Source organism: Enterococcus sp. 4E1_DIV0656, from assembly GCF_002140695.1.
Taxonomy (GTDB): domain Bacteria; phylum Bacillota; class Bacilli; order Lactobacillales; family Enterococcaceae; genus Enterococcus_D; species Enterococcus_D entomosocium.
Map to the genome: position 1 here is coordinate 164,879 of NZ_NGLF01000002.1, position 26,914 is coordinate 191,792.

General features: G+C 42.6%; 23 protein-coding genes. 4 read left to right on the top strand and 19 right to left on the bottom strand.

The features are described 5' to 3' along the window. Positions 1–8: 8 nt before the first annotated feature. The 17 genes from A5882_RS14155 to A5882_RS14240 all read right to left on the bottom strand — a co-directional run bounded on the left by A5882_RS14155 (position 9) and on the right by A5882_RS14240 (position 20,320). Complete coding sequence (locus A5882_RS14155) at positions 9–422, bottom strand: DUF1149 family protein (RefSeq protein ID WP_042890719.1); 414 nt, start codon at positions 420–422, stop codon at positions 9–11. Between the two features lie 91 nt (positions 423–513). Continuing rightward, the gene (locus A5882_RS14160) at positions 514–1,566 is read right to left on the bottom strand and encodes a SepM family pheromone-processing serine protease (RefSeq protein ID WP_077454533.1); all 1,053 of its coding nucleotides are present in this window, start codon (positions 1,564–1,566) and stop codon (positions 514–516) included. Then, positions 1,556–2,050: a pantetheine-phosphate adenylyltransferase gene (gene coaD, locus A5882_RS14165; RefSeq protein WP_034878539.1), complete on the bottom strand. Its 495-nt coding sequence runs from the start codon at positions 2,048–2,050 to the stop codon at positions 1,556–1,558. The genes A5882_RS14160 and coaD overlap by 11 nt, the downstream gene beginning before the upstream one ends. Before the next feature lies 1 nt (position 2,051). Continuing rightward, positions 2,052–2,606, bottom strand: a complete 555-nt coding sequence (gene rsmD, locus A5882_RS14170) for a 16S rRNA (guanine(966)-N(2))-methyltransferase RsmD (protein WP_086373001.1) — start codon at positions 2,604–2,606, stop codon at positions 2,052–2,054. 100 nt (positions 2,607–2,706) lie between these two features. Next, a complete protein-coding gene (locus A5882_RS14175) occupies positions 2,707–3,051 on the bottom strand; it encodes a YlbG family protein (RefSeq protein WP_005235753.1) in 345 nt (114 codons plus the stop codon). After that, a complete protein-coding gene (locus A5882_RS14180; RefSeq protein ID WP_005235752.1) occupies positions 3,038–3,466 on the bottom strand; it encodes a YlbF family regulator in 429 nt (142 codons plus the stop codon). The genes A5882_RS14175 and A5882_RS14180 overlap by 14 nt, the downstream gene beginning before the upstream one ends. After that, a complete protein-coding gene (locus tag A5882_RS14185; RefSeq protein ID WP_086373002.1) occupies positions 3,453–4,583 on the bottom strand; it encodes a CAP-associated domain-containing protein in 1,131 nt (376 codons plus the stop codon). The genes A5882_RS14180 and A5882_RS14185 overlap by 14 nt, the downstream gene beginning before the upstream one ends. 15 nt (positions 4,584–4,598) lie before the next feature. Beyond that, positions 4,599–8,027, bottom strand: coding sequence for a pyruvate carboxylase (locus tag A5882_RS14190; protein WP_086373003.1), 3,429 nt, complete (start codon positions 8,025–8,027; stop codon positions 4,599–4,601). Between the two features lie 22 nt (positions 8,028–8,049). Further along, entirely contained in the window at positions 8,050–9,213 is a 1,164-nt protein-coding gene (locus tag A5882_RS14195) for an FtsW/RodA/SpoVE family cell cycle protein (protein ID WP_005235746.1), read from the bottom strand. A 2-nt stretch (positions 9,214–9,215) separates the two neighbouring features. Beyond that, positions 9,216–9,515 (bottom strand): YlaN family protein, encoded by a 300-nt coding sequence (locus A5882_RS14200; RefSeq protein WP_008380108.1) that lies wholly within the window; start codon positions 9,513–9,515, stop codon positions 9,216–9,218. A 371-nt stretch (positions 9,516–9,886) separates the two neighbouring features. Then, on the bottom strand, positions 9,887–10,921 hold the full coding sequence (locus A5882_RS14210; RefSeq protein ID WP_005235735.1) for a diacylglycerol kinase: 1,035 nt from the start codon (positions 10,919–10,921) through the stop codon (positions 9,887–9,889). A gap of 10 nt (positions 10,922–10,931) precedes the next feature. Next, the gene (gene gatB, locus A5882_RS14215; protein WP_086373005.1) at positions 10,932–12,362 is read right to left on the bottom strand and encodes an Asp-tRNA(Asn)/Glu-tRNA(Gln) amidotransferase subunit GatB; all 1,431 of its coding nucleotides are present in this window, start codon (positions 12,360–12,362) and stop codon (positions 10,932–10,934) included. Then, positions 12,359–13,831 carry an Asp-tRNA(Asn)/Glu-tRNA(Gln) amidotransferase subunit GatA gene (gatA, locus tag A5882_RS14220; RefSeq protein WP_016611859.1) on the bottom strand — a complete coding sequence of 491 codons (1,473 nt, stop codon included), beginning with the start codon at positions 13,829–13,831 and terminating at the stop codon, positions 12,359–12,361. Before gatA ends, gatB begins: the two co-directional genes overlap by 4 nt. Beyond that, positions 13,831–14,136: an Asp-tRNA(Asn)/Glu-tRNA(Gln) amidotransferase subunit GatC gene (gene gatC / locus A5882_RS14225; RefSeq protein ID WP_005225977.1), complete on the bottom strand. Its 306-nt coding sequence runs from the start codon at positions 14,134–14,136 to the stop codon at positions 13,831–13,833. The genes gatA and gatC overlap by 1 nt, the downstream gene beginning before the upstream one ends. A 215-nt stretch (positions 14,137–14,351) precedes the next feature. After that, the gene (ligA, locus tag A5882_RS14230) at positions 14,352–16,382 is read right to left on the bottom strand and encodes an NAD-dependent DNA ligase LigA (RefSeq protein ID WP_086373006.1); all 2,031 of its coding nucleotides are present in this window, start codon (positions 16,380–16,382) and stop codon (positions 14,352–14,354) included. A 13-nt stretch (positions 16,383–16,395) separates the two neighbouring features. Beyond that, positions 16,396–18,639, bottom strand: coding sequence for a DNA helicase PcrA (gene pcrA / locus A5882_RS14235; RefSeq protein ID WP_034878535.1), 2,244 nt, complete (start codon positions 18,637–18,639; stop codon positions 16,396–16,398). A gap of 214 nt (positions 18,640–18,853) precedes the next feature. Beyond that, positions 18,854–20,320, bottom strand: coding sequence for an alpha-amylase (locus A5882_RS14240; RefSeq protein WP_005235728.1), 1,467 nt, complete (start codon positions 20,318–20,320; stop codon positions 18,854–18,856). Between the two features lie 205 nt (positions 20,321–20,525). On the opposite strand from A5882_RS14240, the gene A5882_RS14245 reads away from it, so the two are divergent. From A5882_RS14245 to A5882_RS14255, 3 genes are read left to right on the top strand one after another with little or no spacing between them, the layout of a single operon-like run. Continuing rightward, entirely contained in the window at positions 20,526–21,281 is a 756-nt protein-coding gene (locus A5882_RS14245) for a DeoR/GlpR family DNA-binding transcription regulator (RefSeq protein ID WP_005235726.1), read from the top strand. Continuing rightward, positions 21,278–22,195: a 1-phosphofructokinase gene (pfkB, locus tag A5882_RS14250; RefSeq protein ID WP_005235724.1), complete on the top strand. Its 918-nt coding sequence runs from the start codon at positions 21,278–21,280 to the stop codon at positions 22,193–22,195. The genes A5882_RS14245 and pfkB overlap by 4 nt, the downstream gene beginning before the upstream one ends. Positions 22,196–22,207: 12 nt before the next feature. Then, positions 22,208–24,133 carry a fructose-specific PTS transporter subunit EIIC gene (locus A5882_RS14255; RefSeq protein ID WP_005235722.1) on the top strand — a complete coding sequence of 642 codons (1,926 nt, stop codon included), beginning with the start codon at positions 22,208–22,210 and terminating at the stop codon, positions 24,131–24,133. A gap of 42 nt (positions 24,134–24,175) precedes the next feature. Here the strand turns inward: A5882_RS14255 and A5882_RS14260 are convergent, their stop codons facing one another. Next, a complete protein-coding gene (locus A5882_RS14260; protein WP_005235720.1) occupies positions 24,176–25,507 on the bottom strand; it encodes a hypothetical protein in 1,332 nt (443 codons plus the stop codon). Between the two features lie 130 nt (positions 25,508–25,637). On the opposite strand from A5882_RS14260, the gene A5882_RS14265 reads away from it, so the two are divergent. Then, the gene (locus A5882_RS14265) at positions 25,638–25,817 is read left to right on the top strand and encodes an SPJ_0845 family protein (protein ID WP_008380128.1); all 180 of its coding nucleotides are present in this window, start codon (positions 25,638–25,640) and stop codon (positions 25,815–25,817) included. Positions 25,818–25,928: 111 nt separating this feature from the next. On the opposite strand, the gene A5882_RS14270 is transcribed toward A5882_RS14265, so the two are convergent. Next, positions 25,929–26,810, bottom strand: coding sequence for a helix-turn-helix transcriptional regulator (locus A5882_RS14270; RefSeq protein ID WP_086373007.1), 882 nt, complete (start codon positions 26,808–26,810; stop codon positions 25,929–25,931). Positions 26,811–26,914 lie beyond the last annotated feature (104 nt).

Sequence of the window (26,914 nt, forward strand, 5' to 3'; positions counted from 1 at the left end):
CTTTCTCGTTATTTGTCTTCTTCCTTCGCTTCTTGCGCAGCATTCGAATTGGTATTAAAGTTCAATTGTAACCCTGGTTTGTCGGTTACGATCTCTGTCACTTCATAAGTCAAGCGTTTAACGATATCAAACAATGGCTCCACCAAGCGGTCAGTTTCGGCTTTTGTTAGATCTTCTCCGGAATTGACTTTACGATTCAAAATATGATTGACCTGTCCGACACGTCCTGACAAAACATAATCAGGGAACACCAATTGGAATTCTAGCCGAGCGCCAATAATACTGTTTTTTTCCATATATTCTTCATCTTTGACTTTTAACGGCGCAAAGCCGACATTCAATTTGGTTTCCATTTCTTTGTCTTTCGGTTTCATATCGAAATGATATGCTTCAACGATCGGTTGTTGTCTTTTTAATTCCACTAGATTCACACTCCTTATCTAAAAGTATAGCATAACCTTTTCTTTGAGCCTACTGTATTCTTTAGACAATAAAAAAACGGCGAGTGCCGTTTTAATTTGCTTCTTTTAGTGTTGCTAGATAATCCAAGGCATCTTGGACATTGGCGATCGGAACGATTTTCATATCCGTGTCTAACTTTTTCGCTGCTGCTACTGCCTCTTCATAATTTGTTTTGATGGAAGGATCTATTTCACGCTCTTCGTCAGTGATCTCATCATCTGGGGCAAAGAAAATTTCTGCACCACTTTCACTGGCACTCGCTACTTTCTTATCGATCCCACCGATTCGACCAACGGTTCCGTCAGCTGAGATCGTTCCTGTCCCAGCTATGTTGTGGCCTTTACGTAGGTTATCTCCGGTCAACTGTTCATAAATTTCAAGGGTGAACATCAAACCAGCGGAAGGTCCTCCGATATTGCCAGAATCGATCACGATCTCTTCATCAGAAGTGATCTCTGTATGATCGACGAGGGAGATGCCGATACCGGCTTTTTGATTGCTCTCCAGTTCAATTAGTTTGCCCGTTGCTTCTTTTTCTTCGCCATCTTGCAAGTAAGTCACGGTGATTTCATCACCAATGGTTTGACTTTGGACGTAGTCGATAAAATCTTGACTGCTTTTAAATTCTTTACCGTTGACTGCGGTGACGGTATCTCCAACGGATATTTTCCCAGCAAAGCTGGAATTTGGATCGATCCCCATGACATAGACCCCTTTATAGGTCATTTCATAAGGTAAGTCTGCCAGCTTTAATGCTTGCTCAATCGCACTATTTTGCGAGGATTCCATATAGTAGCGTTGAATGCGGTTGTACTCCTCATCTGTCGCACCGCCTAAAAGTTCTTCCTCACTGATCAAGTCTTGGAATTCATTGAATTTCGTTCCAATCGCTGTGAACACGGTAGCTTGTCGAATCCCAACACTGGTCAAAGAAAAGGAGCCGGCTGATGTGTCTTCTTTTTGATTGACGGTAATCAGCTCTTTTAAATCGATCGTTGCTCCTGGTTGCTCGATATAATAGGGAATCGGCAAAAAGGCACAAGCGGCGATGATCAGCGCTAAAACAAACAGAAGAAGATATTTGATCGTTGATTTAAGATTCATTGGTATCACGCTTCTTTACTATAGCATCGTAGATATTTTGAGGTAAATATTCGGCAACATCGCCGTTAAAGGTTAAGATTTCTTTCAACAAACTGGAACTGATGAAACTGTGTTTTGCGTCTGCTAAAAGAAAAACGGTCTCTAATGAGGGTTCTAGGTGATGGTTCATCTCCATGATGTCCCGCTCATATTCATAGTCTTTCACACTACGAATGCCTCTTAGCAGAAACTGAGCACCTAGTTTTTTTGCGATCGTAACCGTCAGCTCCGTTTCTTGTGCCAGAATCTTGACGTTAGGAATATGGGCGAGGGCTTCTTCGATCAACTGAACTTTTTCTTCACTCGTAAAAAAACTTTTTTTATTGGTATTTGTAAAAACACCCACGATCAGTTCATCAAAAAGCGTGGCTCCTCGCTCGATCAGGTCAACATGACCGGACGTCAATGGGTCAAAACTCCCTGGAAATAAAGCAATCTTTTTCACGTTATCCCTCATTTCTATAGATCGTCACTGCCGATATGCCATAGGTTTGGGCACGGTCCAAATGCAACGAGCCGATTTGTTCTGGTAAATCGATGGACTTGTCTGTTTCGCAAACTACGTATGCAGACGGACGAATCAATTCATCCTTCAGCATAGCTTCTAACTGATGCAGAATCTCTTGCTTTGCGTATGGCGGGTCTAAAAACAAATAGTCAAAACTTTGTCCCTCAGCTGCAAACTGCCGTAAAGCTTGATTCGCATCCATTTTTAACACCGTGAACTTTTCGGGTTCTTTGGTTATAGCAATATTTTCGCAGATCACTTTGGTTGCTGGAAAACTACGGTCGACACAAACCGCATGATTGGCACCACGAGAGACCGCTTCGATAGCCAAGCCCCCGCTTCCGCTGAATAAATCCAGTACAACTCCTCCATCTAAATATTGCCCTAACATGTTAAAAATCGCCCCTTTTACTTTGTCTGTCGTGGGGCGAGTATTGTCTCCAGCGAGACTTTTTAATCTGCGGCCACCATATTCTCCGGCTACTACACGCATACGTTTTTCCCTCCAAGATCTTCGTAAATACAAATATAGCACTGTTTCTATAAATAGCAATAAAAAAATGGCGGTGACTCAAGGCACCCCCACTTTTTTATTACACGTTTTCTGCCAATCGAATCATCGTATTTTTTTCTTCGATATCAAACCCTTCGTCTTTCACTGGATAGGCTGCTGACGTACCAATTTTTTCAGCAAAATCCATTTCGACATCTGGTCGATAGGAAGCTTCAACTTGTCGAACAAAGTGAAACTGCTCGATTTTTGTTTTTTTGCTTTCGTATTCTTCTTCGTTCAAATACATGACCACGTATTTCATCTTGCGTGACACATAATGAACAAAACCAAAACGGCGCAAATTCTTTAGTTGACGTAGGCTGTAAACCCATACGATCAATCCTCGACGCTTTTGCATCGTAAAAGGCTCTTTATCCTCGTGCATGACAATTTCCTCCACAACTTGATTTTGATTGAAAAAAGGGACTCCCAGCGTCCACTTTGACAGAGGGAGAAAAACAAGTAGAGATCGCCACAGTCAGTTCATCCAGCAAACGCTGCAGTTGTGTTTCACTCCAGCGATACTCACTTACTTGTTCATTAAGATCCAACTGCCGCTTGGCTGTGCGCAACGCCCGTTTTTTTTCTTTGAAATCAGGCGCATACTCACCGTAAGCTTCAATTCTTTCAAAATCTAGTTTTTTTTCTAAAAACGATCGCATCAACGTCTGAACATCAGGGTCTTGATGCATGACCTGTTTCGCTTTTTGATAGGTTTTACACGTTTCACTTGCTTTGATTGCCTTCACAAGTGCTTCAATTTGATCTTCAATCTCAAAAAAGGCTTCATCGTAAATCATCTGACGTACTATCCTCGGTCCCTTCCACATCTTCTTGCACTAAGACTACCATATTTGCTTCAGAAAAAGCAATTCCTATCTTTTCTGATTGTTCATGGGTCAGGCGCTCAGTAAATCTTGGGTTACTGAACCATGACAAAATCGTAAAAGTTGGATCATAAACAGGCGCTTCGAAGATTGAAGCAGATGCTTCCAATTCCTTTTCCGCTAACAACTCTCGCCATTCGTCATTCGATAAGACAAAATTACTTGTCTTTTCCGAAGAAAGTGCTCGTTGATAAGAATGGATTCGTTGAGAAGTCAAATAGTCTGATAGGTTATTCGTCAAATTAAATAAAAGTCCAGCTGCTTCTTGATGTGTTTGGGTATCCTGTGAGAAGCTGTCTAAGCCGATTTGCTGGCGAAGTTTATCGATGATGACAAACGCTAGGGTCTCTTTTTCAAGGTTGGCTTGGGCTTGGTCAATTGTTTGCGAAACTTGAAACAGCGGTCGCTGCCCTTCCGTCAAAGGATAAGGTGCCAGTTTAAGTAATGTGGTCTGATCCAAGTAAGTGACGGCTTGCAGTTGGGCAGTCTCCTGATCAAAGAACAAAACAGCAAATGTCCCGTTGTCAAAAGCCACTAATGGACGGTAGTTCATATCTTCTTCCATCAATTCGAAACTGATCGCACGATCATTTTGTGTCAAGGTAAAGTTAGGATAGATCATGGTCAACTCCGTCAAGTCAGTCAAGGTCATGCCCATCGTAAAAGGTGCCAGGGAAGAGCCCCCGGCGCCGATTACTTTGATTGCTTGCACACTTTCACCATCGGTATTGATCTCAACATACTGTTGATCGTCTAATTGATTGTAGACCCGAATTTCAAACTCGTAACCTGATCGATATGTTTGAACTGGAAGACCATAGACTTCTTCGAAATCCGAAACAGGTTCCCCGATCAATTCAGCTAATCCTTGAGCTGCGATTGGTTCGTAATTCATGTTTGTTGGTGCTTTGATTGGGTTTTCGATCGTCACTCTTGAATCTGAAGCGTTTTGCATGAAAACTGGCTGCAAATACACGATTATTAGGGCTAGGACAAATAAGCCGCAAAACAATAATCCTCTTCGCTTCATCTGTGGATCGACTCCTTACTTCTCTTTGACTTCAATCAAAAGATCTCCTGACTGAATTGGTTCCCCATCGGTTACATACACATGTTCAACTACGCCTGAGAAGCGGGCTTCAACCGAAGTTTCCATTTTCATCGCTTCCGTGACCATCATGGTTTGTCCACGTGCCACCCGGTCGCCTTTTTTGACTAATACTTCTAAAACTGAGCCACTCATCGAAGCACCGATCTGTTCTTTGTTCGTTGGCTCTGCTTTACGTTTCGTTTGAACAGAGCTGATGATTGAGTTGTCCTTAACGACGATTTCTCGGCGTTGTCCGTTCAAGTTAAAGAAGAGTGTTCGGTTGCCTTCAATATCTGGCTCACCGATCTCATCTAGACGAATGATCAAGATTTTGCCTTTTTCTAATTCAACATTGATCGTTTCACCTAAGCGCATGCCGTTAAAGAAAGTTGGAGTATCAAGAACTTTCACATCTGCAAACTGTTCATAAGCTTTTCGATAATCAAGGAAGACTTGCGGATACATCAAGTAGCTCAAGACTTCTTCATGTTTTGGTTCATAGCCGATTTTCTCCGCTAGTTCTTGCTTCACATCAGCAAAATCAACTGGCTTCGCAAATGTTCCGGGACGTTCGGTAAAGGCTGGGCGTCCTTTCAAGATAATGCGCTGTAATTCTTTCGGGAAGCCACCAACTGGCTGACCTAACTCACCTTGGAAGAACGTAATTACTGACTCAGGGAAGCTTAATGTATCGCCTTTTTCAAAAACATCTTTCTCTGACAAGCCATTTTGAACCATAAAGAGTGCCATGTCCCCAACGACTTTCGAAGAAGGCGTCACTTTCACGATATCCCCAAACATCATGTTGACTTCATGATACACTTCTTTGATTTCATCCCATTTTTCGCCTAAACCAACGGCTTTGGCTTGCTGCTGGAGGTTGGTATATTGTCCCCCCGGCATTTCATGCTTGTACACTTCTGTTTGAGGTGCGTTCAAGCCATTTTCAAAGGAATGGTAGTACATGCGGACATCTTCCCAGTAGTGGTTCAACTGTTGGATATTGTCTACATTGATTTCTGGGCAGCGTTCGCCGTTCAATAGTGCATAATACAAACTACTCATACTTGGTTGACTCGTTGCGCCACTGACCGCTGACATAGCGACATCCACGATGTCAACACCGGCTTTAGTAGCTGCTGAGTAAGTAATGATCCCATTTCCACTCGTATCATGGGTATGCAGATGAATCGGCACATCGATCGTATCCTTTAGCTCACTGATCAAACGATAAGCCGCTTGCGGTTTTAATAATCCAGCCATATCCTTGATAGCAATGATATGGGCACCAAGGTTTTGCAATTCTTTCGCCATATCTTTGTAGTATTGTACTGAATATTTTTGACGGGTCGGATCATTGATATCCCCGGTATAACAAATCGTTGCTTCTGCAATTTTTCCTGTATCGCGAACGGCTTGAATACTTTTCTCCATTTGTGGAACCCAGTTTAAACTATCAAAGATTCGGAACACATCAATTCCTTGCGCTGCAGATTCTTTGATGAATTCTTCCAATACATTGTCTGGATAATTGGAATATCCCACAGCATTGGAGCCTCTAAACAACATTTGCAACAAGGTATTCGGCATTTTTTTCCGGAACATCCGCAATCTTTCCCATGGATCTTCTGTTAAGAAACGGTAGGCAACGTCGAACGTTGCTCCACCCCACATTTCACTTGAGAACAATTGTGGCAGGCCAGCTTCCGTCATCGCGGCAATTTTCTTAAAGTCATGGGTTCTTACACGAGTTGCCAACAAACTTTGATGGGCATCTCGGAAGGTTGTATCCGTCAGTAAGACATTGTTTTGTTGACCGATCCATTCAACGACACCCTCGGCACCTTTCGTATCTAAAATATTTTTGGCGCTGACAAAATCAGGCGTTGCTTGGATGTGTTGTGGCATCCGTGGCTCATTATAAAATGGTTTCTTTTGTTTTTCGATCCCCGGAAATCCATTGATGGTAATTTCCCCGATATATTTCATGGTTTTGTTCCCACGGTCACGGATCCTAGGGAAGTTGAATAGTTCTGGTGTATTGTCTATAAAAGTCGTTTTGGCTTGACCAGAACGAAACGCTGGATGAGAAACGACATTTCGCATGAAGAGAATGTTTGTTTTTACCCCACGTACACGGAATTCTTTCAAGCAGCGCATCATTTTTTGAATTGCTTGGTCGAACGAAGCAGCATGCGTACAGACTTTTACAAGTAGCGAGTCGAAATAAGGGGTTACCACCGCACCGGCGTAAGCATTTCCGACATCTAAACGAACCCCAAACCCACCCGGAGAGCGGTAGGTATCGATCTTACCAGTATCTGGCATAAAATTATTCGCTGGATCTTCCGTTGTCACGCGACATTGAATCGCAACCCCTTCGAAGCGAATATCTTTTTGTTCAGGAATCCCAATTTCTTTATGCAGATTCTTGCCTTGTGCAATTAGTATTTGTGTCGTCACGATATCTAAATTGGTGATCATTTCAGTGATTGTATGTTCCACTTGGACCCGAGGGTTTACTTCGATAAAGTAAAATTTATCGCCTTCAACTAAAAATTCCACTGTTCCGGCATTGATATAGCCAACATGCTTCATCAATTGAACGGCAGCTTGACAAATTTTTTCCCGTTGTTCAGTCGTCATTGACACACAAGGTGCCACTTCGACTACTTTTTGGTGACGGCGCTGAACAGAGCAGTCACGTTCAAATAGATGGACGACATTTCCGTGCGTATCCCCTAGAATTTGGACTTCAATATGTTTTGGATTACTAATATATTTTTCAACGTAAACTTCGTCACTACCAAATGCCGCTTTCGCTTCACTTTTGGCACGTTCGTAGCCATCACGTGCTTCTTTTTCATCATGAGCGACACGCATGCCTCGACCACCGCCGCCAAGAGCTGCTTTGATCATGACTGGATAGTCATGTTCGTCAGCGAATGCTAAAACGTCGTCAATCGATGCCACTGGACCGTCAGATCCGGGAATGGATTGAATCCCCGCCTCGATCGCTGCTGCTTTTGCTTTGATCTTGTCGCCAAAAATATCTAAGTGGTGAGTGGATGGTCCGATGAAAATCAAACCTTCTTCTTCACAGCGCTGAGCAAAGCCCAGGTTTTCTGATAAAAAACCATACCCTGGATGAATCCCTTCAGCCCCGGCTTTTTTCGCTGTGCGAATAATATCTTCAATGTCTAAATACGCATCAATCGGCCGTTTGCCTTTCCCCACTAAATACGCTTCGTCTGCTTTAAAGCGATGGACGGAGTATTCATCCTCCGCAGCATAAATACCGACTGTTTTGATTCCTAACTCCGCACATGCGCGGAAGACACGAATCGCGATTTCTCCACGATTGGCAACAAGAATTTTCTTCATCTAATCCACTCCATTCAATTGATCAATAATTCAAATAATATTGTTTCCTCTTTTCTTCGGCACTGATATTTAATACAAAACCAATACAAATCGACAGCATCAGCAAACTTGACCCACCCTGACTTAAAAACGGAAAAGTGATTCCCGTCAATGGGATCAAACCAGTGATCCCCCCTAAGTTGATGAAAATCTGAGACATAAATAATGTCCCTATGCCGATACACATCATGGAATTAAAGGGATCTCTTGAACGGATACCGACAAGAAAGATCCGTCCCACCATATAGAACAAAACACCTAAGATAATGATCGATGGGATCAAGCCTAATTCTTCCATAACGATCGAAAATATATAATCGGTGTGCGCTTCGTTTAAGAAGCCACGTTTTTGGATACTATTTCCAAGTCCGCGTCCGAAAAGCCCACCGTTGAACATTGCATAATACCCATTGACCATTTGATGACCTGTATTGTATTCATCCGCAAATGGGTTTAAAAATGATGAGAAGCGACTATAGACATAATCAGGTAAAAGCTTTCCACCAGTTAAATTTACCAAGAAGACGATCAATGTACTGCCTACGATTCCTGCCACACCTAATATCAGGGTATACAGGTAATTCAGACCACTAGATAATAAAACGACAAAAGCCAGTAGCATGACGATCACAGCATTCCCGAAGTCGGGATAAAAGGCCATGATCCCGGTGTAGACGAAGACGATTCCGATTGGACGCCAAACCGTTTTCCAAAACTCTTGTTGGATACCTTTTTGACGATAGGAAAGAGTCACAGATAAAAACCAGATGACAATAAATTTCAAGTACTCAGCTGGTTGAATGGAAAAGCCCGCAATCGTTAACCAACCATGTGCCCCGTTTCTTCTTGGGAAAAAGAAGGCAGCGATCAATAAAAACAAAATGACGATCATGGCGATCTGGACAAATTTTTTGTTCCGAAAAACATCCGTTTTCATTTTATACATGACAGTGATTGCTACTAGACTCAACAACCAGAATATTGCTTGATTGATGACGTAAGAAGCAGCTGTGGTCGGTTGTGTGGCGGTCATCGCAACATAGGATGTGGAGCTGTAGACCATCATCAAACCCGTAACACACATCACTATATAAGGCAGTAAAATACTATAATCTAATAAATGTCTTTTCTTTACTTTTTCTGGCAAGTTTATGCCTCCTTGCCGATTTCAGGTGTCCGCTGGTCTTCATAGACCTCGCTGTACAATTGGTTCAGATCTTTTTCGAGATCCGCCATCAATTGTTGTCCTGTTTGATTATCGACGATCCCCAAGCGGATCGCAAATGCCACTTGCCGTGATAGACCATACATTTGGGTATCAACCACTTCTTCAAATGCTTTGCATTGTGCGATACATAAACTATTTTCTTGGTTTCGGATCAGCTTTTTGATTCGTTCTGCGTCATCTCTAAGCAGATCTAGCGCTTTTGTAGAATCGATGTGCTCCATTCCGGTCCCCCCATTTCTTCGTTTCACCATTATAGCATATTCTCTCTGGCTTTTGCATCATTAGATTGCATAGAAATACGTAAATGACGAACTTTAACGAGTATATTTTCAAAAAGTTCGTTTTTTAGCGAAGATCGTTCGTTTTTCCAATTTTTCATTCGTTTTATCTTCATGAATCGCGCTGGCAACCGTGAAACAAACACCCGCTGTGGAACATAAAACAAAAAACGTCCTTTACTAAAATTTAAGAAAAGCTGTTTTATCAACTTTTCTTAAAAATATTCCTGTTACTTTTTCCACAATTTATTTTTTAAAAAAAGAACAGGTCCAAAAGTCCCTGTTCTTTCACTTTGCATGAAAAGAAAAATCGTTTACCTTGTTTCGTCGCCGATCTTGCCATCGCCATTGATGTCCTCATCGGAAAGACGTTCGACTTCTTTAATAAAACCTTCGCTCATCTCTTGATAGTTCTGCTCACCAACGACCGCATCATCAGGAATTTGATCGACATTCGCAAAAAACTCAATATGATTGTGTAGATTTTCAAAGCGCATAGGAGCATCTCCGCCGTATTCACCATCAAGGTTGATCATTAATCGATTGACCTGCTCTGGCGCGTCTACTTCAAGAAAAGATGTTTTCGTATAAATCAGACGACGATCGTTGATGTGCTTGCCACCATTCATCATTAAAGCAACTAAGTGGACAATCTCAAAAATATTGGCCGTTTTGACAATGATCAACGAAAATTTCCCATCGTCAAGCTTTGCATCAGGCGCAATCTGTTCAAAGCCTCCCACTGAATTCGTCAGCCCTAAAAAGAACATCGACGCTCCGCCAATGTATTCTCCGTCTTCATACTTTAGATGCATTTTGATCGGTTTGACACGAGGGAGTAATTCCGCTCCTTTTGCTAGATAAGCTAAGTAGCCAAAAACACTTTTCAACTCAGAAGGAACATCATAGGTCAGTTCTGTTAAGTGTCCGCCAGCAGCGATGTTGATAAAATACGTGTTAGGTGTTTTTCCAACATCCATCTTCACCGTTTGCTGCTTCAAAATCACTTCCGCAGCTGCTTTGATATCTGTACGGGGAATCTTTAGTGCTCGTGCGTAGTCATTGGTCGTGCCTCCAGGAATGATCGCCATTTTTGGTCGCTTTTCTAAAGGAGCGATCCCATTGACGACTTCATTGATCGTGCCATCACCACCGGCAGCTACCACCAAATCAAAACCAGCTTCGCCAGCTCTTCTTGCTTCATCACGGGCGGAAAATGGTGCAGCGGTGGTGGCAAACGCACTCGCCTCATAACCGCCTCTTTCCAAAACATCTAAAATATCTGCTAAATTTTTTCGAATCAATTCTTTCCCAGATGTCGGGTTATAGATTACTCTTGCTCTTTTCATCGCTTGCCTCTTATCGCTTTGCTAGTTCTTCTTGCAACAGCTTGTTCACAACGCCTGGATTCGCTTGTCCTTTGGTTGCTTTCATGATTTGACCAACTAAGAAACCAACTGCGCGGTCTTTTCCGTTTTTAAAGTCATCGACGGATTGTTGGTTGTTATCTAGTACTTCATTGATCATTGGTAGTAATTGCGCAGGATCTGATAATTGGATCAATCCTTTGGCTTTTACGACTTCTTCAGCGTCGCCGCCGTTTATGATCAATTCTTTGAAGACTTTTTTCGCAATCTTCGAACTGATCGTGCCATCGGCGATCAAACGAATCATTCCCGCTAAATTGTCTGGGGTTAATTTTGTTTCTGGCAGTTCCAATTTTTCACTGTTCAGATACGCTGAAACTTCCCCCATCAACCAGTTAGAAGCTTGTTTGGGATCAGCACCGGCATCAATGGTTTTTTCAAAGAAATCGGACATTTCTTTTGATAAAGTCAAGACCATTGCATCGTATTCTGGTAAGCCCAATTCAGAGATGTAACGGGCACGACGTTTTTGCGGCATTTCTGGCAAGCTTTGACGTACCCGTTCGATCCATTCATCATCGATCACAAATCGTGGGATATCTGGTTCTGGGAAGTAACGATAATCAGAAGAACCTTCTTTGACACGCATCAATAAAGTTTTGCTGGTTGCTTCATCAAAACGACGAGTTTCTTGTTGGATCTCGCCTCCAGAAAGCAATACTTTGGCTTGGCGTTTTTCTTCAAATGCTAAACCTTTTTTCACGAAGGACATAGAGTTTAAGTTTTTCAGTTCTGTTTTTGTTCCGAATTGTTCTTGGCCGTAAGGTCGCAACGAAATATTGGCGTCGCAACGCATGGAGCCTTCTTCCATCTTCACATCAGATACTTCTGTAAACAAGATGATTGAGCGCAATGCTTCTAGATACGCATATGCTTCTTCTGGTGAACGCATATCCGCTTCGGAAACGATCTCGATCAAAGGGGTTCCTTGACGATTTAGATCCACATAAGAATAACCGCCTTTGCCGTGCATGTTTTTCCCGGCATCTTCTTCCAAATGAACTCGCTCGATGCGAATTTTTTTCTTTTTGCCTTCGACTTCAATTTCAATCCACCCGTCATGACCGATTGGTTGGTCAAATTGAGAGATTTGATAGGCTTTCGGATTATCGGGATAGAAATAGTTTTTGCGGTCGAAATGCGTTTCTTTTGAGATTTCACAATTCAACGCAAGCGCAGCTTTCATCCCAAATTCGATAGCCGCTTTGTTCATTACTGGTAAAACACCTGGATAGCCCCAGTCGATCACATTCGTGTTGCTATTTGGTTCAGCGCCAAAGTGAGCAGGTGCTGGAGAAAAAATCTTTGATTCTGTTTTTAATTCTACGTGGACTTCAAGCCCAATGACTGTTTCGAAGTTCATGCCTTATCCCCTCCTAAAATCACTGGTTTTTTCGTGTGGAAATCAGTTGCTTGTTCAAAGGCATAAGCCGCTTTATACATGGTTGCTTCATCAAAATGTTTCCCAATGATCTGCAAGCCAACAGGCAGTCCTTCAGAGAAACCAGCTGGGATCGACATCCCTGGCAGTCCTGCTAAGTTCACAGGAATGGTTAAAATATCATTTAAGTACATGGTAATTGGATCATTGATATTTTCTCCAATACCAAATGCTACCGTTGGGGAAGCTGGGCCAATGATCAAGTCGTATTGGCTGAAGACCTTATCGAAATCTTGTTTGATCAACGTTCGTACTTGACCGGCTTTTTTGAAGTAGGCATCGTAGTAGCCAGCACTTAGTGAAAACGTACCTAACATGATCCGACGTTTTACTTCTTCCCCGAATCCTTCACTGCGCGAATTAACATAGACATCTTCTAAATTGCTGACATTTTCTGAACGGAAACCGTAACGGATGCCGTCAAAACGTTGCAAATTAGAACTTGCTTCTGAAGAAGCGATGATATAGTAAACAGCTACCCCATACTTTGAATGTGGCAAGCTGACTTCTTCCACGGTCGCTCCTAACGCACGGAAAGTGTCTGCAGCTTTTAAGATCGCTTCTCGGACGCCCGCTTGAATTCCTTCGCCTAAGTATTCTTTTGGCAAAGCAACTTTCATGCCTTTGATATCACCAGTCAGACCTGCTGTAAAATCAGGAACAGCTGCCCCGGCTGACGTACTATCTTTTGCATCAAACCCACTGATGGCATTTAATGCGATGGCATTGTCTTTCACACCACGGGTCATTGGACCAATTTGATCTAACGAAGATGCAAACGCGATCAAACCAAAACGAGAAACCCGTCCGTATGTTGGCTTCAACCCGACGATTCCATTGAAAGCTGCTGGTTGGCGAATCGAACCACCCGTATCGCTACCTAATGATAAGGGGATTTGTCCCGCTGCAACGGCAGCCGCCGAGCCACCTGATGAACCACCAGGTACTTTTGTCTCGTCCCAAGCGTTTTTTGTTTTCTTAAAGAACGACGTTTCCGTACTCGCCCCCATCGCAAATTCATCCATGTTTAACTTACCTACTGGAATCATGTCTGCTTGGTAAACTTTGTCCATGACGGTTGCATCGTAGATTGGGTCAAAGTTGCCTAAAATTTTAGAAGCAGCTGTTGTGCGTAGATCTTTGGTAACAATGTTATCTTTGATCCCAATGGGAATCCCTGCCAACACATTGCTTTCAGTGATACCTTTTTGATCGATAGCTTGCGCTAACGCATGGGCTTTTTCTTCGTTCAATGCAAGAAACGCATCGACTTTTGGCTCTGTTTCTTTAATGCGAGCAAAGGTTTCGCTCGTTAGATCTGTCGCAGTGATTTCTTTTAATACTAATAAGCTATGCAATTCTTCTAAGCTTTTATTATATAGTTCAGTCATTAGGCACCCGCCTCCCCATTGTCAATGATTGCAGGCACTTTAATAAAGCCTTCTTCAGATTCTGGAACATTTTTCATTAATTCATCACGGTCCCAGCCACCGGTCGTTACATCTTCACGCATCACATTGATCGTTTCTGCGACATTCGATGTGAATGGTACTCCTGTGGTGTCCACTTCTTCAAGTGTTTCAACCATATCAATAATTTTTCCTAGCTGAGAGGTAAACTCATGTAATTCATCGTCTGAGAATGAAAGTTTTGCTAGTTTGGCAACGTGTTTGACTTGTTCTTCGCTGATCGCCATAAAATCCTCCTCTTTCTCGTATCCGTAATCTACGTTTACGTTTTTCCAATGTATTGTATCATTTTTTTAACAAATCATGAAATAGAATTTGAAAATTATCAAATATAATTGCAAATAAAAGCAGAAATCATTTCTTTCCTCGTATTGCAGGGAAGAAATGATTTCAATTAGACAAGAAGAAACAACTGCTTCTCGTCTGTGACAATACTTAACAGTTATTGTTCTGCCGAATGACTGCCTTCGATCGCAGCCACCATTTGAGCTTCATCCCAAACGGTAACGCCTAGGGACTGGGCTTTGGTCAGTTTACTGCCAGCCTCTTCCCCGGCAACAACGATATCAGTCTTTTTCGACACACTTCCGGTGACTTTTCCACCAAGGTTTTCGATTCTTTCTTTGGCTTCTTCGCGGGTGAAATGACTCAATTTCCCTGTCAAAACGACTGTTTTCTCTTTAAATGGCGACTCCACTTCTTCCAATTGATCCGTTCTCAGCCCTAGATAAGCAAAGTTAACACCCGCTTTTTCAAGTTCATCTAAAAGGTCGTGAACTTCTTGATTGTCAAAATACGTAACGACACTTTCTGCAATTGTAGCACCAATGGTTTCCAACGAAATGATCTCTTCTTCTTTGGCTTTGCTAAGGGTCCGAAGGTCACCAAAATGTTCCGCTAAAATCCGAGCCGCTTTGGCACCAACATGACGGATGCCTAGCCCGAAAATCAAGCGCTCAACTGAATTTTCTTTGCTTTGATGGATGGCACGCAAAAGGTTATTAGCTGATTTCTCTTTGATTTTATCGAGGGTCAGCAATTGTTCTTCTGTTAAAAAGTACAAGTCGGCCACATCTTTGACTAAGGATTTATCGAACATTTGCTCTAAAACACGTGGCCCTAAACCATCAATATTCATAGCATTTCGGGAAACAAAGTGGCTTAAGCCCTCTTTAATCTGCGTTGGACACTTCGGATTGATACAACGCAAGGCAACTTCTTCATCTAAATGGATCAGCTCACTCCCACATTCGGGACAATGTGTAGGCGCTTCAAAGGGTTCACTTGTTTCCGTGCGTTTTTCTTCCAAGACTTTCGCAACCTCTGGAATAATGTCCCCCGCCTTATAGATGATGACCGAATCGCCAATGCGAATGTCCTTCATTTTAATGAAATCTACATTATGCAAACTGGCGCGGCTGACCGTCGTTCCGGCAACCCGGACAGGGGTCATAACAGCGGTCGGTGTCACAACACCCGTTCGTCCCACGGTCCATTCGATCGTTTCGATCACTGTTTCCGCTTCTTCCGGTGGAAATTTATATGCCGCCGCCCATCGGGGTGCTTTTACGGTAAAGCCTAGCGCATCTTGATCTTTAAAATTATTGACTTTGATGACAACACCATCAATCTCGTAAGGAAGCTCACTGCGCTTGTCATGAAACTCTTCGATATATGCCCACACCTCATCGATGGTGTGGCACACTCTGCGTTCGTGATTTGTACGAAAGCCTAATTGATCTAATTCATTCAATGCCGAAAATTGATCATTGGCTTCAATCGGACCAAAATCAGCCAGTGTGTACAAGAAGGTGCTTAAGTTTCTTTGGGCTGCGATCCGTGTGTCTAATTGTCGCAAGCTTCCAGCAGCTGCGTTTCTCGGATTGGCGAAAACTTCCACCCCTTCTTCTTCTCGCTGTTGATTCAACTTCAAAAACGAAGCCTTTGGCATATAGCATTCGCCACGAACTTCCAACGAGATTGGTTCTTTTAATTTTAGTGGGATCGATTTGACGGTCTTTAGGTTTTCTGTAATGTTTTCACCTACCGTACCATCCCCTCGAGTTGCTCCCCGAACAAAGCGCCCTTCTTCATATTTTAATGAGATAGACAATCCATCGATTTTTAACTCGCAGACATAATCTACCGCTTTCCCCAATGCTTTTTGAACACGGGCATCAAAAGCCACGATTCCTTCTTTATCAAACACATCGTTCAAACTATAAAGTGGGATATCATGGGTGACTTTTTCAAAGCCAGGTAAAATGATGCCACCTACTCGTTGGGTGGGCGAGTCTTCGGTTACTAGCTGCGGGTAGTTGGTTTCAATTTCAACCAGTTCTGCATACAGCTGATCATAGAGATAATCTTCAACAGAAGGTTGATCTTTTACATAGTATTCGTACGCGTACTGATTTAATTGCGTACGTAGCTCTTCTGCTCGTGATTGGATTTCTTTTGAAGGGACATCCATCCTAATATCCTCCTTATTTTTCAACTTTTTCAATCGGCGCAAAGGCCGCCAACAGTCGTTTGACGCCTTGTTGTGGGAATGCCACATCTAATTCGATGTCTTGCGCGCTGCCAGTCGTCCGAACGACCGTACCGATTCCCCATTTTTTATGTTGAACTTTCTCGCCAACTTGCCATGTATTCCCCGCTGCAGAGGTCTGTTGCTTAGAAGTGACGGTCGTTTGACGCGGCTGTGTATAGCTCGGTTTAAAGACTTTTGGTTGAAACGGTGCAGCAGCTTTCGGCTGTGAACGCTCGCCTAATGATTGCAGCAGATCTTGTTCGATTTCTTCGATAAACCGTGACGGGCGATTGTATTGGGTACGGCCGTATAATGTTCTGGAAAAAGCGTTGGTCATAAAGAGCTCTTCCTCAGCACGAGTGATTCCCACATAAGCAAGGCGCCGTTCTTCTTCGAGTTCGCTTTCTTCCATTAAAGCCCGAGAAAGCGGGAAGATATTTTCTTCCAAACCAATCAAGAATACCACTGGAAACTCCAGTCCTTTTGCAGCATGCAAGGTCATCAACGTAACTTGACTACTTTCTTCTTCATAACTATCGACGTCTGACAATAAAGCTAAGTCATTTAAGAAAACACTCAACTTCTCATCTGGTGCATCTGCATCGTCTTCGTTTTGCGCCTCAAATCGTTTATCGAATTCTTGGGTAACCGATAAAAATTCTTCCAGGTTTTCAAGTCTAGCTTGTGCTTCTAAATTATTCTGGTTGACTAACTCTTGACGATAACCCGTCTTTTCTAATATTTCTTTCGTCAGTTCAGTTACTGAGAGGTAAGGAACCATTTGGGCGAAGCCATCCATCATCATCCCAAAGCTTCCTAATTCTTTGCCGGCCTTTCCAGAAATATTCGCCAACTCGACGTTCATGGCTGCTTCTAGCAATGACCACTCATGAAGATTCGCAAAATCTCGTAGTTTTTCGACGGATGTCGCACCGATCCCACGTTTTGGTACATTGATGATTCGTTCCAAGCTGATGGAATCACGAGGATTGGCGATCGCCGATAAATAAGCCAAAATATCACGGATTTCTTTGCGGTCATAGAACTTTCTGCCGCCGACCATCGTATAAGGAACGTTGGCTTTTAAAAGCATTTCTTCAATGATCCGTGACTGGGCGTTGGTCCGATACAAAATCGCAAAATCACCGAATTTACGGTTCTTTTCTGCAATTTGTTTCTGCATTTCACTGACGATAAATCGCGCCTCATCTCGTTCACTATCCCCGCGATAATAAGTGATTTTTTCCCCATCACGATTTTCTGTCCACAGATTTTTGTCTGGGCGGTTGCGGTTATTTTTGATTACTTGGTTTGCCGCATTTAAAATCGTTTGCGTTGAACGATAGTTTTGCTCTAACAATATCGTTGCGGCATCCGGATAGTCTTTTTCAAAGTCTAAAATATTTTGCATGTTGGCGCCACGCCAACCGTAAATACTTTGGTCCGCATCCCCAACGACACAAAGATTTCGAAAACGAGCGGCCAATAAATTGACTAGCGTGTATTGGGCATGGTTGGTATCTTGGTATTCATCGACATGGATATAGTGGAATTTCCGTTGATAAAATTGCAGCGCATCTTCATTGTCTTGGAAGAGGCGGATCGTATTCATGATTAAATCATCGAAGTCCATGCATTGATTATTACGCAGCTCTTTTTGATATTTTTCATAACAACGACCTACGATTTGCTCAAAGAGACTACCTTCCATGGCTTGGTAAGCTTCAGGTGTCAACAGCTCATTCTTTGCATGAGAGATCGTTCCCAAAATAGAACGAGGATCATATTTTTTGGGATCGATATTCAATTCTTTTAATACTCGTTTCATCAGCGTATTTTGCTCAGAAGAATCAATGATAGTAAAATTCTTCGAATACCCGATTCGATCAACATCCCTGCGCAAAATTCTGACACACATCGAGTGGAAGGTTGAAACCCAAACGTCTTCACCACCCGATCCTAATAGTTGACTGACCCGTTCTTTCATTTCACGTGCCGCTTTATTCGTAAATGTGATGGCTAAAATATTCCATGGATTTACATTTTTTTCTTCTATTAAATAGGCGATTCGGTGGGTTAGGACACGGGTCTTCCCGCTTCCTGCCCCTGCCATCAGCAGCAACGGCCCTTCCGTATGCATAACGGCTTCTTTTTGCCGTGGATTCATGCGTTTAAGTAATTCACTTTTGGATGACATGCTTTTAAACATCCTTTCTTTCTCAATCTTCTCAATTATAGCATTATCCGTGAATGGGGAAAACCGAACGCTTTGAAAACTTTTAATTAAAAGCGCTTTGATTTTAGTACTCACGATGCCATCAGTTTTGAAAGATAAAAGTCAGTCCGTTGTTTGTTTACATAATAAAAAGGCTGTAAACTTACCAGCCTCTTATTATGACTATTGAAAGAGATCAGCTAAAGTATTTCTCTACTAGCTTTTCATTCACATAGATTGACACTTGCCCATCATTGACCGGGAAAACACCTTTTCCGGTATCATCTAAAACAACTTTCGCTTCATTATTTCTCAATATATCCACGAAGGTCTCTCCACCATGGATCGCGCTGATGGTCATTTCTTTTTCCGCACCTTGAGCATTGGTCATCACGACCGCCAATCCAGAAAGTTCGTGTTCATAATCCCCCGTTAATACCCAACCAATACAATTAGAATCATCAAAATAGTCCACTTGATTCCCAAATGCAAGCTTCTCTCGAAGTTTTAACATATGGATCAAAGCATCACCAACAGGAGCGATTTCTTGCGCTGGGATTCCGAATAAGTCACCCCAGAAAACAACCGGTACACCCGCTTTTCGTAAAAGGATCAATGAATAAGCATGGACTTTAAACCAACCGTCTATCCAAGATTGTAAACTTTGACCAACCTGTGTATCATGATTGTCCACAAAAGTCACGGCATAATCTTCGCGCGCGGCAGTCAGTGTACCGGCAAAAATTTGACTCATATCATATTCGCCATTTGAGTGAGATGCTTCATATAAATTATAGTGCAAAGGCACATCGAATAAATAAATCAGATTTCCTGAAGAATCTAAATACTCTTCTAATTTTGGCAGATCCCCTGACCAATATTCTCCCACAACGAATAGCGGTTTGCCTTTTTCTTCCCGACGGTTCAAGATCCAGTCCGCATAATAATTGAACTCAATGTGTTTGACCGCATCTAAGCGATAGCCATCAACACCAGTCAGCTCTTGGTACCATTGCCCCCATTTATTGAGCTGTTCCACCGTCTCAGGGTTTTCCATGTCCAGATCACAACCCATTAAGTAGTCATAATTGCCCATCTCATCATCCACTTGGCTTTCCCAGCCCTTATCAGCGAAGTTAAAAATCCCGTGGTCTTTGTTACGGTCATCATAATCAACACCAGAAAAATTATGCCACGTCCAAACGTAATCATTGTACGTCCCTTGACGTCCTGGGAATGTGAACTTGGTCCAGGCTTCGATTTCTTCCTCATCACTGATCGGTTCATTACGGTTTTCGGTATTGTATTTAACCGCTGGAACGACTTCTTTTTCATCGGCACCAATCAAGTGATTGAAAACGATGTCGGCATAAACCTCTATTCCTTGTTCTTGCAGTGCTTTGATGGCTTCTAAGTATTCATCCTTTGTCCCATATTTTGTTGGCACCGACCCCTTTTGATCGAATTCGCCTAGATCATAATAATCATAGACACCATATCCAACGTCTTCGGACCCAGCTGTCCCTTTATAGGCAGGCGGCAGCCAAATTGCGGTAAATCCATACTCTTTGATTTCTTTACTCATTTCTTTCAATTTGTTCCAGTGTTGGCTATCTGCCGGCAGGTCCCATTCGAACCCTTGTAAAATGACTTTGTTATTCATTTATTTATCCCCCCTTAATTCAATTAAGCCAAATAATAGTAAAAATTGTCAAATATAAGGACAGCAATCTCAGGAAAATGAAGGTTAGCATGACCGTTTGTGACCGATTTCTATTATTCGCGCTTTCATTTTGAATGTTTTTTACTGTTTATGATTGATTTTGAATGAATCATATGTTACTATGGCAGGTGAAGAGGTGATGTAAATGCTTACAGAGGAGCGGCATCAAGCGATTTTGGCACGATTAGAGCAAGAGGAGATCGTCAAAGTCAGTGAACTGATCCAACTGCTGGATGCTTCAGAATCAACGATCCGCAGAGATCTCCAAGAACTGGAAGATAAAGGGTTTCTAGTTAGAATTCACGGCGGGGCCAAAAAAAGCCAGCAATTAGGTTTTGAACCCAACATGTCTGAAAAAAAAGCGAAATTTCAAACAGAAAAACAAAAAATTGCTCGCGCAGCCGCACAAACGATCAAAAATGGTGAAGTCATTTATCTAGACGCAGGAACAACGACCCTTGAAATGATTCCTTTCTTATCGTCCATCACAGCGCTGAAAGTTGTCACGAACTCCGTCAAGCACGCTTCCCTACTGATTGATCACGGGATCGACACCATGATTTTAGGGGGAACCATTAAGATAGCTACGAACGCTGTTTTAGGAATCAATGCCGGTGAACAGTTGCGTAAATTGCGCTTTAACCGCTGTTTTATGGGCATGAACGGTGCTCATTCGGAAGCTGGTTTCACCACACCCGATCCTGAAGAAGCCCTGATCAAGCAGATTGCACTAGAGCACAGTCAACAAGCCTATGTCTTGCTAGACCATTCCAAGTTTCAGCAAACAACTTTTGCTCAAGTTGCTTTTATTGAAGGTGCAACGATCATCACCGATTATTGCCCAAAAAACTATTTAGCGAAATTCAGAGCAAAAACAACCATTATGGAGGTAATACAATGATTTACACAGTAACACTCAATCCATCGATCGACTTTATCGTCCACGTCGATCATTTGGAGATCGGTACCCTTAATCGAATGAAACAAGACTTTAAACTACCTGGTGGCAAAGGAATCAATGTCTCACGGATTTTGAAGCGAATTGGCATCTCCTCGACTACCCTTGGTTTTGTTGGCGGATTTACTGGTCGTTTTATTGAAGAGTGGCTGACCAAAGAGGAAATCAACAGCAATTTTACGCAAGTCGCTGCCGATACCCGGATCAATATCAAATTAAAATCCGGCGAAGAAACAGAAATCAACGGCCTTGGTCCAGTCATTCAAGAGCAAGAAATCGCTGAATTGAAACACCAATTAGCCGCTCTTTCTGCCAAAGACATCGTCATCCTATCAGGAAGTAAACCAGCTGGTCTTCCAGCCGACTTTTATAAAGAATTGATCAAAATCGTTAAAGAAGCTGGTGCAGAATTTGTCATTGATACGACTGGTGCGGAACTATTTGATGCCTTATCCGATCAGCCTTTGCTGATCAAACCAAATAATCATGAATTAGCGGAACTTTATGAGACTTCTTTTTCAACGATCGAAGATATCTTGCCTTATGGCCAAAGAATGCTAAAGGATGGCGCTAAAAATGTCATCGTCTCTCTAGGTGGTGATGGTGCCCTGCTCTTTACTGGCAATGAGATCTATCGCTCCAATGTGTTGAAACGACCTTTGAAAAATTCAGTTGGCGCTGGAGATTCCATGATTGCTGGATTCATTGGGCGTTACGCAAAGACCAAAGATGTGGTTGAAGCATTCAAATGGGGGGTCGCTTGTGGCAGTGCCACTGCGTTCTCAGATGATTTAGCTGAGGCGTCATTTATCGAAGAATTACTACCGGAAGTCATTATTAAACAAGTGAATCTATAGGAGGATGGAAAAATGAAAATCAATGAGTTGATGCTGAAAGATGCCATGATCATGGACTTGCAAGCAACAGACAAAAAAGGTGCCATTGATGAAATGGTAGCAAAATTATATGCTGTCGGACGGATTTCAGATGTCGAAATCTACAAAGAAGGAATTCTTGCCCGAGAAGCCCAAACCTCAACAGGGTTAGGTGACGGCATCGCAATGCCCCATGCCAAAAACAGTGCAGTCAAAGAAGCGACGGTTTTATTCGCAAAGAGTAATGCGGGTGTCGACTATGAGGCGTTAGATGGACAACCAACGTACCTCTTCTTTATGATCGCAGCACCAGAAGGAGCAAATGATACTCATTTACAAGCGTTAGCAGCTCTATCTCGCTTATTGATCGATCCAGATTTCGTTGCTAAACTAAAAACAGCGACAACTGCTGATCAAGTACAACAACTTTTCTCAGAAGCTGAGGCACAGCAAGAAGCCGATGCTTTAGCAGAAGAAGCGGCAAACCAAGAAGCAGCACCTGCTAGCGAACGTCCCTATATCGTCGCAGTTACAGCTTGCCCGACAGGGATCGCCCACACCTACATGGCAGAAGATGCTTTGAAAAAGAAAGCCAAAGAACTTGGTGTTGACATCAAAGTCGAAACAAATGGTTCAGAAGGAATCAAAAATCGTTTAACAGAAGCTGATATCGCCCGAGCTGCTGGTGTGATCGTAGCTGCCGATAAAAAAGTTGAAATGGATCGCTTTGACGGCAAACATTTAGTAAACCGTCCTGTGAGCGATGGTATCCGTAAAACCGAGCAATTAATCAATGAAGCATTGAGCGGAACTGCTCCTGTTTTTCACGGTAGTGGCCAAGCTTCTGATAAAGAGGACGCTTCTGCTGATGGTTCAGTCGGTCAACGAATCTATAAAGATTTGATGAATGGTGTTTCTCACATGTTACCATTTGTTATTGCCGGTGGAATCATGATCGCTATTTCCTTCATGGTGGACCAGTTCATGGGTGTCCCTCAAGATGCCTTGAGTCAATTAGGAAACTACAACCAAGCCGCTTCTTGGTTCAATCAAATCGGTAGCGCGGCATTTGGTTTTATGTTACCTGTCTTAGCTGGTTTCATCGCTTCAAGTATCAGTGACCGACCTGGATTGATCGTCGGTTTCGCAGCAGGTGCCCTAGCAAATACGGGTGGTGCTGGATTCTTAGGAGCATTGATTGGCGGTTTCTTAGCTGGTTATGTCATCAAGTTCTTGCGTTCATTATTCAAAGGTTTACCAAAATCATTAGAAGGAATCAAAACGATCCTTTTCTACCCTGTTTTCGGCCTATTGATCACTGGCTTCTTGATGTTACTGATCAACGTGCCAATGAAAGCCATCAATGACGGTTTGAATAGCTTCTTGACTGGCTTAAGTGGTACCAACGCCGCTTTACTTGGTGCTTTGTTAGCAGCAATGATGGCAGCCGATCTAGGTGGCCCAATCAACAAAGCCGCTTATGTTTTCGGTACTGCAACATTGGCAACGACCGTTGCTGAAGGTGGTAGCGTCGTGATGGCATCTGTAATGGCGGGCGGAATGGTTCCTCCATTGGCAATCTTTGTCGCAACGTTATTGTTTAAAAATAAATTCACCAAAGACCAAAAAGAAGCTGGTTTAACAAACATCGTCATGGGGCTATCCTTCGTCACAGAAGGTGCGATCCCATTTGCAGCAGCAGATCCATTGCGGGCGATCCCAAGCTTTATCGTTGGTTCTGCACTGACTGGTGCGCTTGTCGGTGCCTTTGATATCCAATTAATGGCACCACATGGTGGGATCTTCGTTGTTCTATTATTATCTAAACCAATTTTGTTCTTGCTATTCATCTTAATCGGTGCGATCGTTTCTGGCGTTGTATTCGGTTTGTTGAAAAAAGCGCCTGAACAAGCTGCCTAATTGAAAAGACCCGCAAGATCCTCGTGATCTTGCGGGTCTTTTTCATTCTTGATTGGTAAAGAGCTGCTGTTCGACTAGCTTTTGGGTATTCATAAAATACACTCGTAGTTTTTTCCCATCCTTCTTTAGGTTAACCCACGTATATTTGCGCGTGCGGTGCAAATAGCCAAAATGAACATCCGGCATCGCTGCTTTCAATCCGTCTATCGGCAGCTCCTTCAAGGCTGTTTCTGGTAAATAAAATTGTAAGCAAGCTGTATAGTCTTTAAAGCGATCCTCTGAGTAATCAATTTCGAGGTGATTCCGAATATAAAAGGCATATGCCTCAATTCCATCATCTATAGTCAATTCCGGTTTTAATACAATATAATCCATCATGCGCAACCGGTCTTGGTCGATCCAAGGAAAATACGCTTGTGCATTCAAGTAACCTTTCACCCGTCGCTCCTGGTACTCTTCGTTCACCAAATCGAAGCTTCGAGTGACGAAATGTGTCGCGTTACGCTTAGTCGTCGGCTGCAGCCGATCATTTTGGTACTGGATGGTTTGGATCAATTGGTCGCCAAAGGCGTACTCAATATATGGTTCCCTCAAAATACCGACGCCATTATCCCATGTCAATTGATCGATCCCAGTTTGATCGCGAAACAAACGCTGGTATGAAAGATTCAACTCGTGATCCCACTGAAACGGATCGCGATACAATTCCACCATCACGATTCCCTGATCTCTAACTTGGACCTGCTCGACTTGTTGGGCATCCGTAATGATCACCTGAGGAATAATACGGGCATAGAATACCGAAAAGTACATTCGCCAACAAGAGGTCAGTGTGTAGCCATTGTAAAAAACATCGTACCCAGCAAATTGATTGCAATCAATAACGATCTCTTGTTCAAAATTTTTCCGCTTCGGTAACGCGTTGATTTCAGCAATCGATTGAAAATTTTGTCTTTTCTCGATTCGCTCGACGTTATGCATCAGGTACTCATCATATGAACGCAAATAGCCAAACAATCCATCTCTTTGCATCGTTTCATCGAAGTAACTTAAAATCACTGTTTTCTGTGTGGAAAATACGTCTTTCGTAAACAGGTGCCGTTGTAAAACAGCCTCTTGAATGATATGGATACTGGACTCATTTTGGCCGTCCGTCACAATCAATTCAGTATTGATTTCTTCAGGGGCGCTATGCAGCAGTTGACTGACCTCATCAAAATCATAAGGTTTCTTTTCTTGCTGATTGTAATAGTATTCCGTCGGCTGATAGCTAAGACGAACCAAAGCGAACCAATTTTCAATCAACAAACGTAACTGTGATGCTTCCATTTGTGTCGATTGTAGAAAGCCGTAAATTTTTTCAGTTTTGATCATCGCTATCCCTCTTTTCTATCCCCTTTCTTTAATTATAGTAAAGGGAGAAACGATTGAACACTATTTCGCTTTTTTTTGGTGAAATCTACGACCGTTCGTGGTAAACTAAAGGCGCTTGGAGGTGAACCTTATGGGCTTAAAATTCCAACGAGAAGACTCGCTAGATAAAATGTTTGATGATTTTGCCTTTCTTCCCGATAACGACAAAGACAATAAAAAGCAGGAAAAGGACATTGAGCGTTTCTTAAAAAACGAACCTGATGATGAAAAAGAGCAAAAAAAAGCAAATAATATAAAAAAAGCAGACTAACAAAAAAGGCACAGGACTGCGAGGTCCTTGCCTTTTTTACCTTTTTAGCTAAGAAATGAGCGACCAAATCAACTTATCTGGGAGAATTAGAATCTGATCCTCCTTCTCACATTACAACTCTTCATATAAAACACTTTGCCGTAAGCGAATCAAGCCGATAATCACCAGACAAAGAATGAAAACGACGCCTGCTAGGATCGTGACCACAAAGCCAGCTACCACGATTGGGGATTGAGTAAAGCGAATCATTGGTTCAAAAAAAGTGGTTTTGATCAAATCCGGGATGTCTGTCGCTAGCAGTTGCTGAATCGCATGATTGAAATCCTTTGCCGTTGCACTCGATGGCAAAACAGCCATAAAACTCCCTACACCATAATTTGCAACTCCAATCCATGCAACAGCAACATTTCCTAATGCAAGTAATCCGATACCAACATTTCCAACAACAACCGATCCAACGGCGATATTTCCTATACCAACGAGCAAGGCAAAACAGAAATGACCAAAAGCGAACGCGCCGATGCTGATGGTCCCGATTGCCAACGCGCCAAAGGACATAACACCGATCGATAGCAGTCCCAAACTGATAAGCCCCATAGCAATGACCCCTTTGGCTTTAACGCCAAGACAGAACCAGCCAGACGCAGTGGGTACCTCTTTCATCAGAACAAAAAACTCTCGAACGCTCGTCACTTGATTCAGTAATAAGAATAAATTGGGAATCAAAATGTGCATTAACGGAAGCCGTAGAACCCTCCGTTCACTTTTGTATTCATAATAGTAGGTTTCTTTCTTTTCTTTTAATAGCTCTTCCACTGGAGTGCCTAATAAATCGGCGAGACGAACCAATGTCTCGATGTCTGGCAACCCATTTCCTCGTTCCCATTTTGAAATGGCCTTATCAGAAACAAATAACCTCGCAGCTAATTCCTTCTGGGTTAAGTTATGTCTTGATCGATAGTCTTTTAATTTTTTACTTAATGTTTCATGCATTCGACCACACCTCCTTGTTACAAGTTTAACAAATATTAAGGAGATTTTCGCTGAAATTGGGCAAATTTGGCACTCTACGCTCCGTAGAATAGCCTAAATCCCCA

Bases quoted from the DNA above. Each gene is read 5' to 3' on its own strand.
- A5882_RS14160 (WP_077454533.1), bottom strand. From the start codon at position 1,566: ATGAATCTTAAATCAACGATCAAATATCTTCTTCTGTTTGTTTTAGCG.
- rsmD (WP_086373001.1), bottom strand. From the start codon at position 2,606: ATGCGTGTAGTAGCCGGAGAATATGGTGGCCGCAGATTAAAAAGTCTC.
- A5882_RS14175 (WP_005235753.1), bottom strand. From the start codon at position 3,051: ATGCACGAGGATAAAGAGCCTTTTACGATGCAAAAGCGTCGAGGATTG.
- A5882_RS14180 (WP_005235752.1), bottom strand. From the start codon at position 3,466: ATGATTTACGATGAAGCCTTTTTTGAGATTGAAGATCAAATTGAAGCA.
- A5882_RS14185 (WP_086373002.1), bottom strand. From the start codon at position 4,583: ATGAAGCGAAGAGGATTATTGTTTTGCGGCTTATTTGTCCTAGCCCTA.
- A5882_RS14190 (WP_086373003.1), bottom strand. From the start codon at position 8,027: ATGAAGAAAATTCTTGTTGCCAATCGTGGAGAAATCGCGATTCGTGTC.
- A5882_RS14200 (WP_008380108.1), bottom strand. From the start codon at position 9,515: ATGGAGCACATCGATTCTACAAAAGCGCTAGATCTGCTTAGAGATGAC.
- A5882_RS14210 (WP_005235735.1), bottom strand. From the start codon at position 10,921: ATGAAAAGAGCAAGAGTAATCTATAACCCGACATCTGGGAAAGAATTG.
- gatB (WP_086373005.1), bottom strand. From the start codon at position 12,362: ATGAACTTCGAAACAGTCATTGGGCTTGAAGTCCACGTAGAATTAAAA.
- gatA (WP_016611859.1), bottom strand. From the start codon at position 13,831: ATGACTGAACTATATAATAAAAGCTTAGAAGAATTGCATAGCTTATTA.
- gatC (WP_005225977.1), bottom strand. From the start codon at position 14,136: ATGGCGATCAGCGAAGAACAAGTCAAACACGTTGCCAAACTAGCAAAA.
- ligA (WP_086373006.1), bottom strand. From the start codon at position 16,382: ATGGATGTCCCTTCAAAAGAAATCCAATCACGAGCAGAAGAGCTACGT.
- pcrA (WP_034878535.1), bottom strand. From the start codon at position 18,639: ATGTCATCCAAAAGTGAATTACTTAAACGCATGAATCCACGGCAAAAA.
- A5882_RS14240 (WP_005235728.1), bottom strand. From the start codon at position 20,320: ATGAATAACAAAGTCATTTTACAAGGGTTCGAATGGGACCTGCCGGCA.
- A5882_RS14245 (WP_005235726.1), top strand. From the start codon at position 20,526: ATGCTTACAGAGGAGCGGCATCAAGCGATTTTGGCACGATTAGAGCAA.
- pfkB (WP_005235724.1), top strand. From the start codon at position 21,278: ATGATTTACACAGTAACACTCAATCCATCGATCGACTTTATCGTCCAC.
- A5882_RS14255 (WP_005235722.1), top strand. From the start codon at position 22,208: ATGAAAATCAATGAGTTGATGCTGAAAGATGCCATGATCATGGACTTG.
- A5882_RS14260 (WP_005235720.1), bottom strand. From the start codon at position 25,507: ATGATCAAAACTGAAAAAATTTACGGCTTTCTACAATCGACACAAATG.
- A5882_RS14265 (WP_008380128.1), top strand. From the start codon at position 25,638: ATGGGCTTAAAATTCCAACGAGAAGACTCGCTAGATAAAATGTTTGAT.
- A5882_RS14270 (WP_086373007.1), bottom strand. From the start codon at position 26,810: ATGCATGAAACATTAAGTAAAAAATTAAAAGACTATCGATCAAGACAT.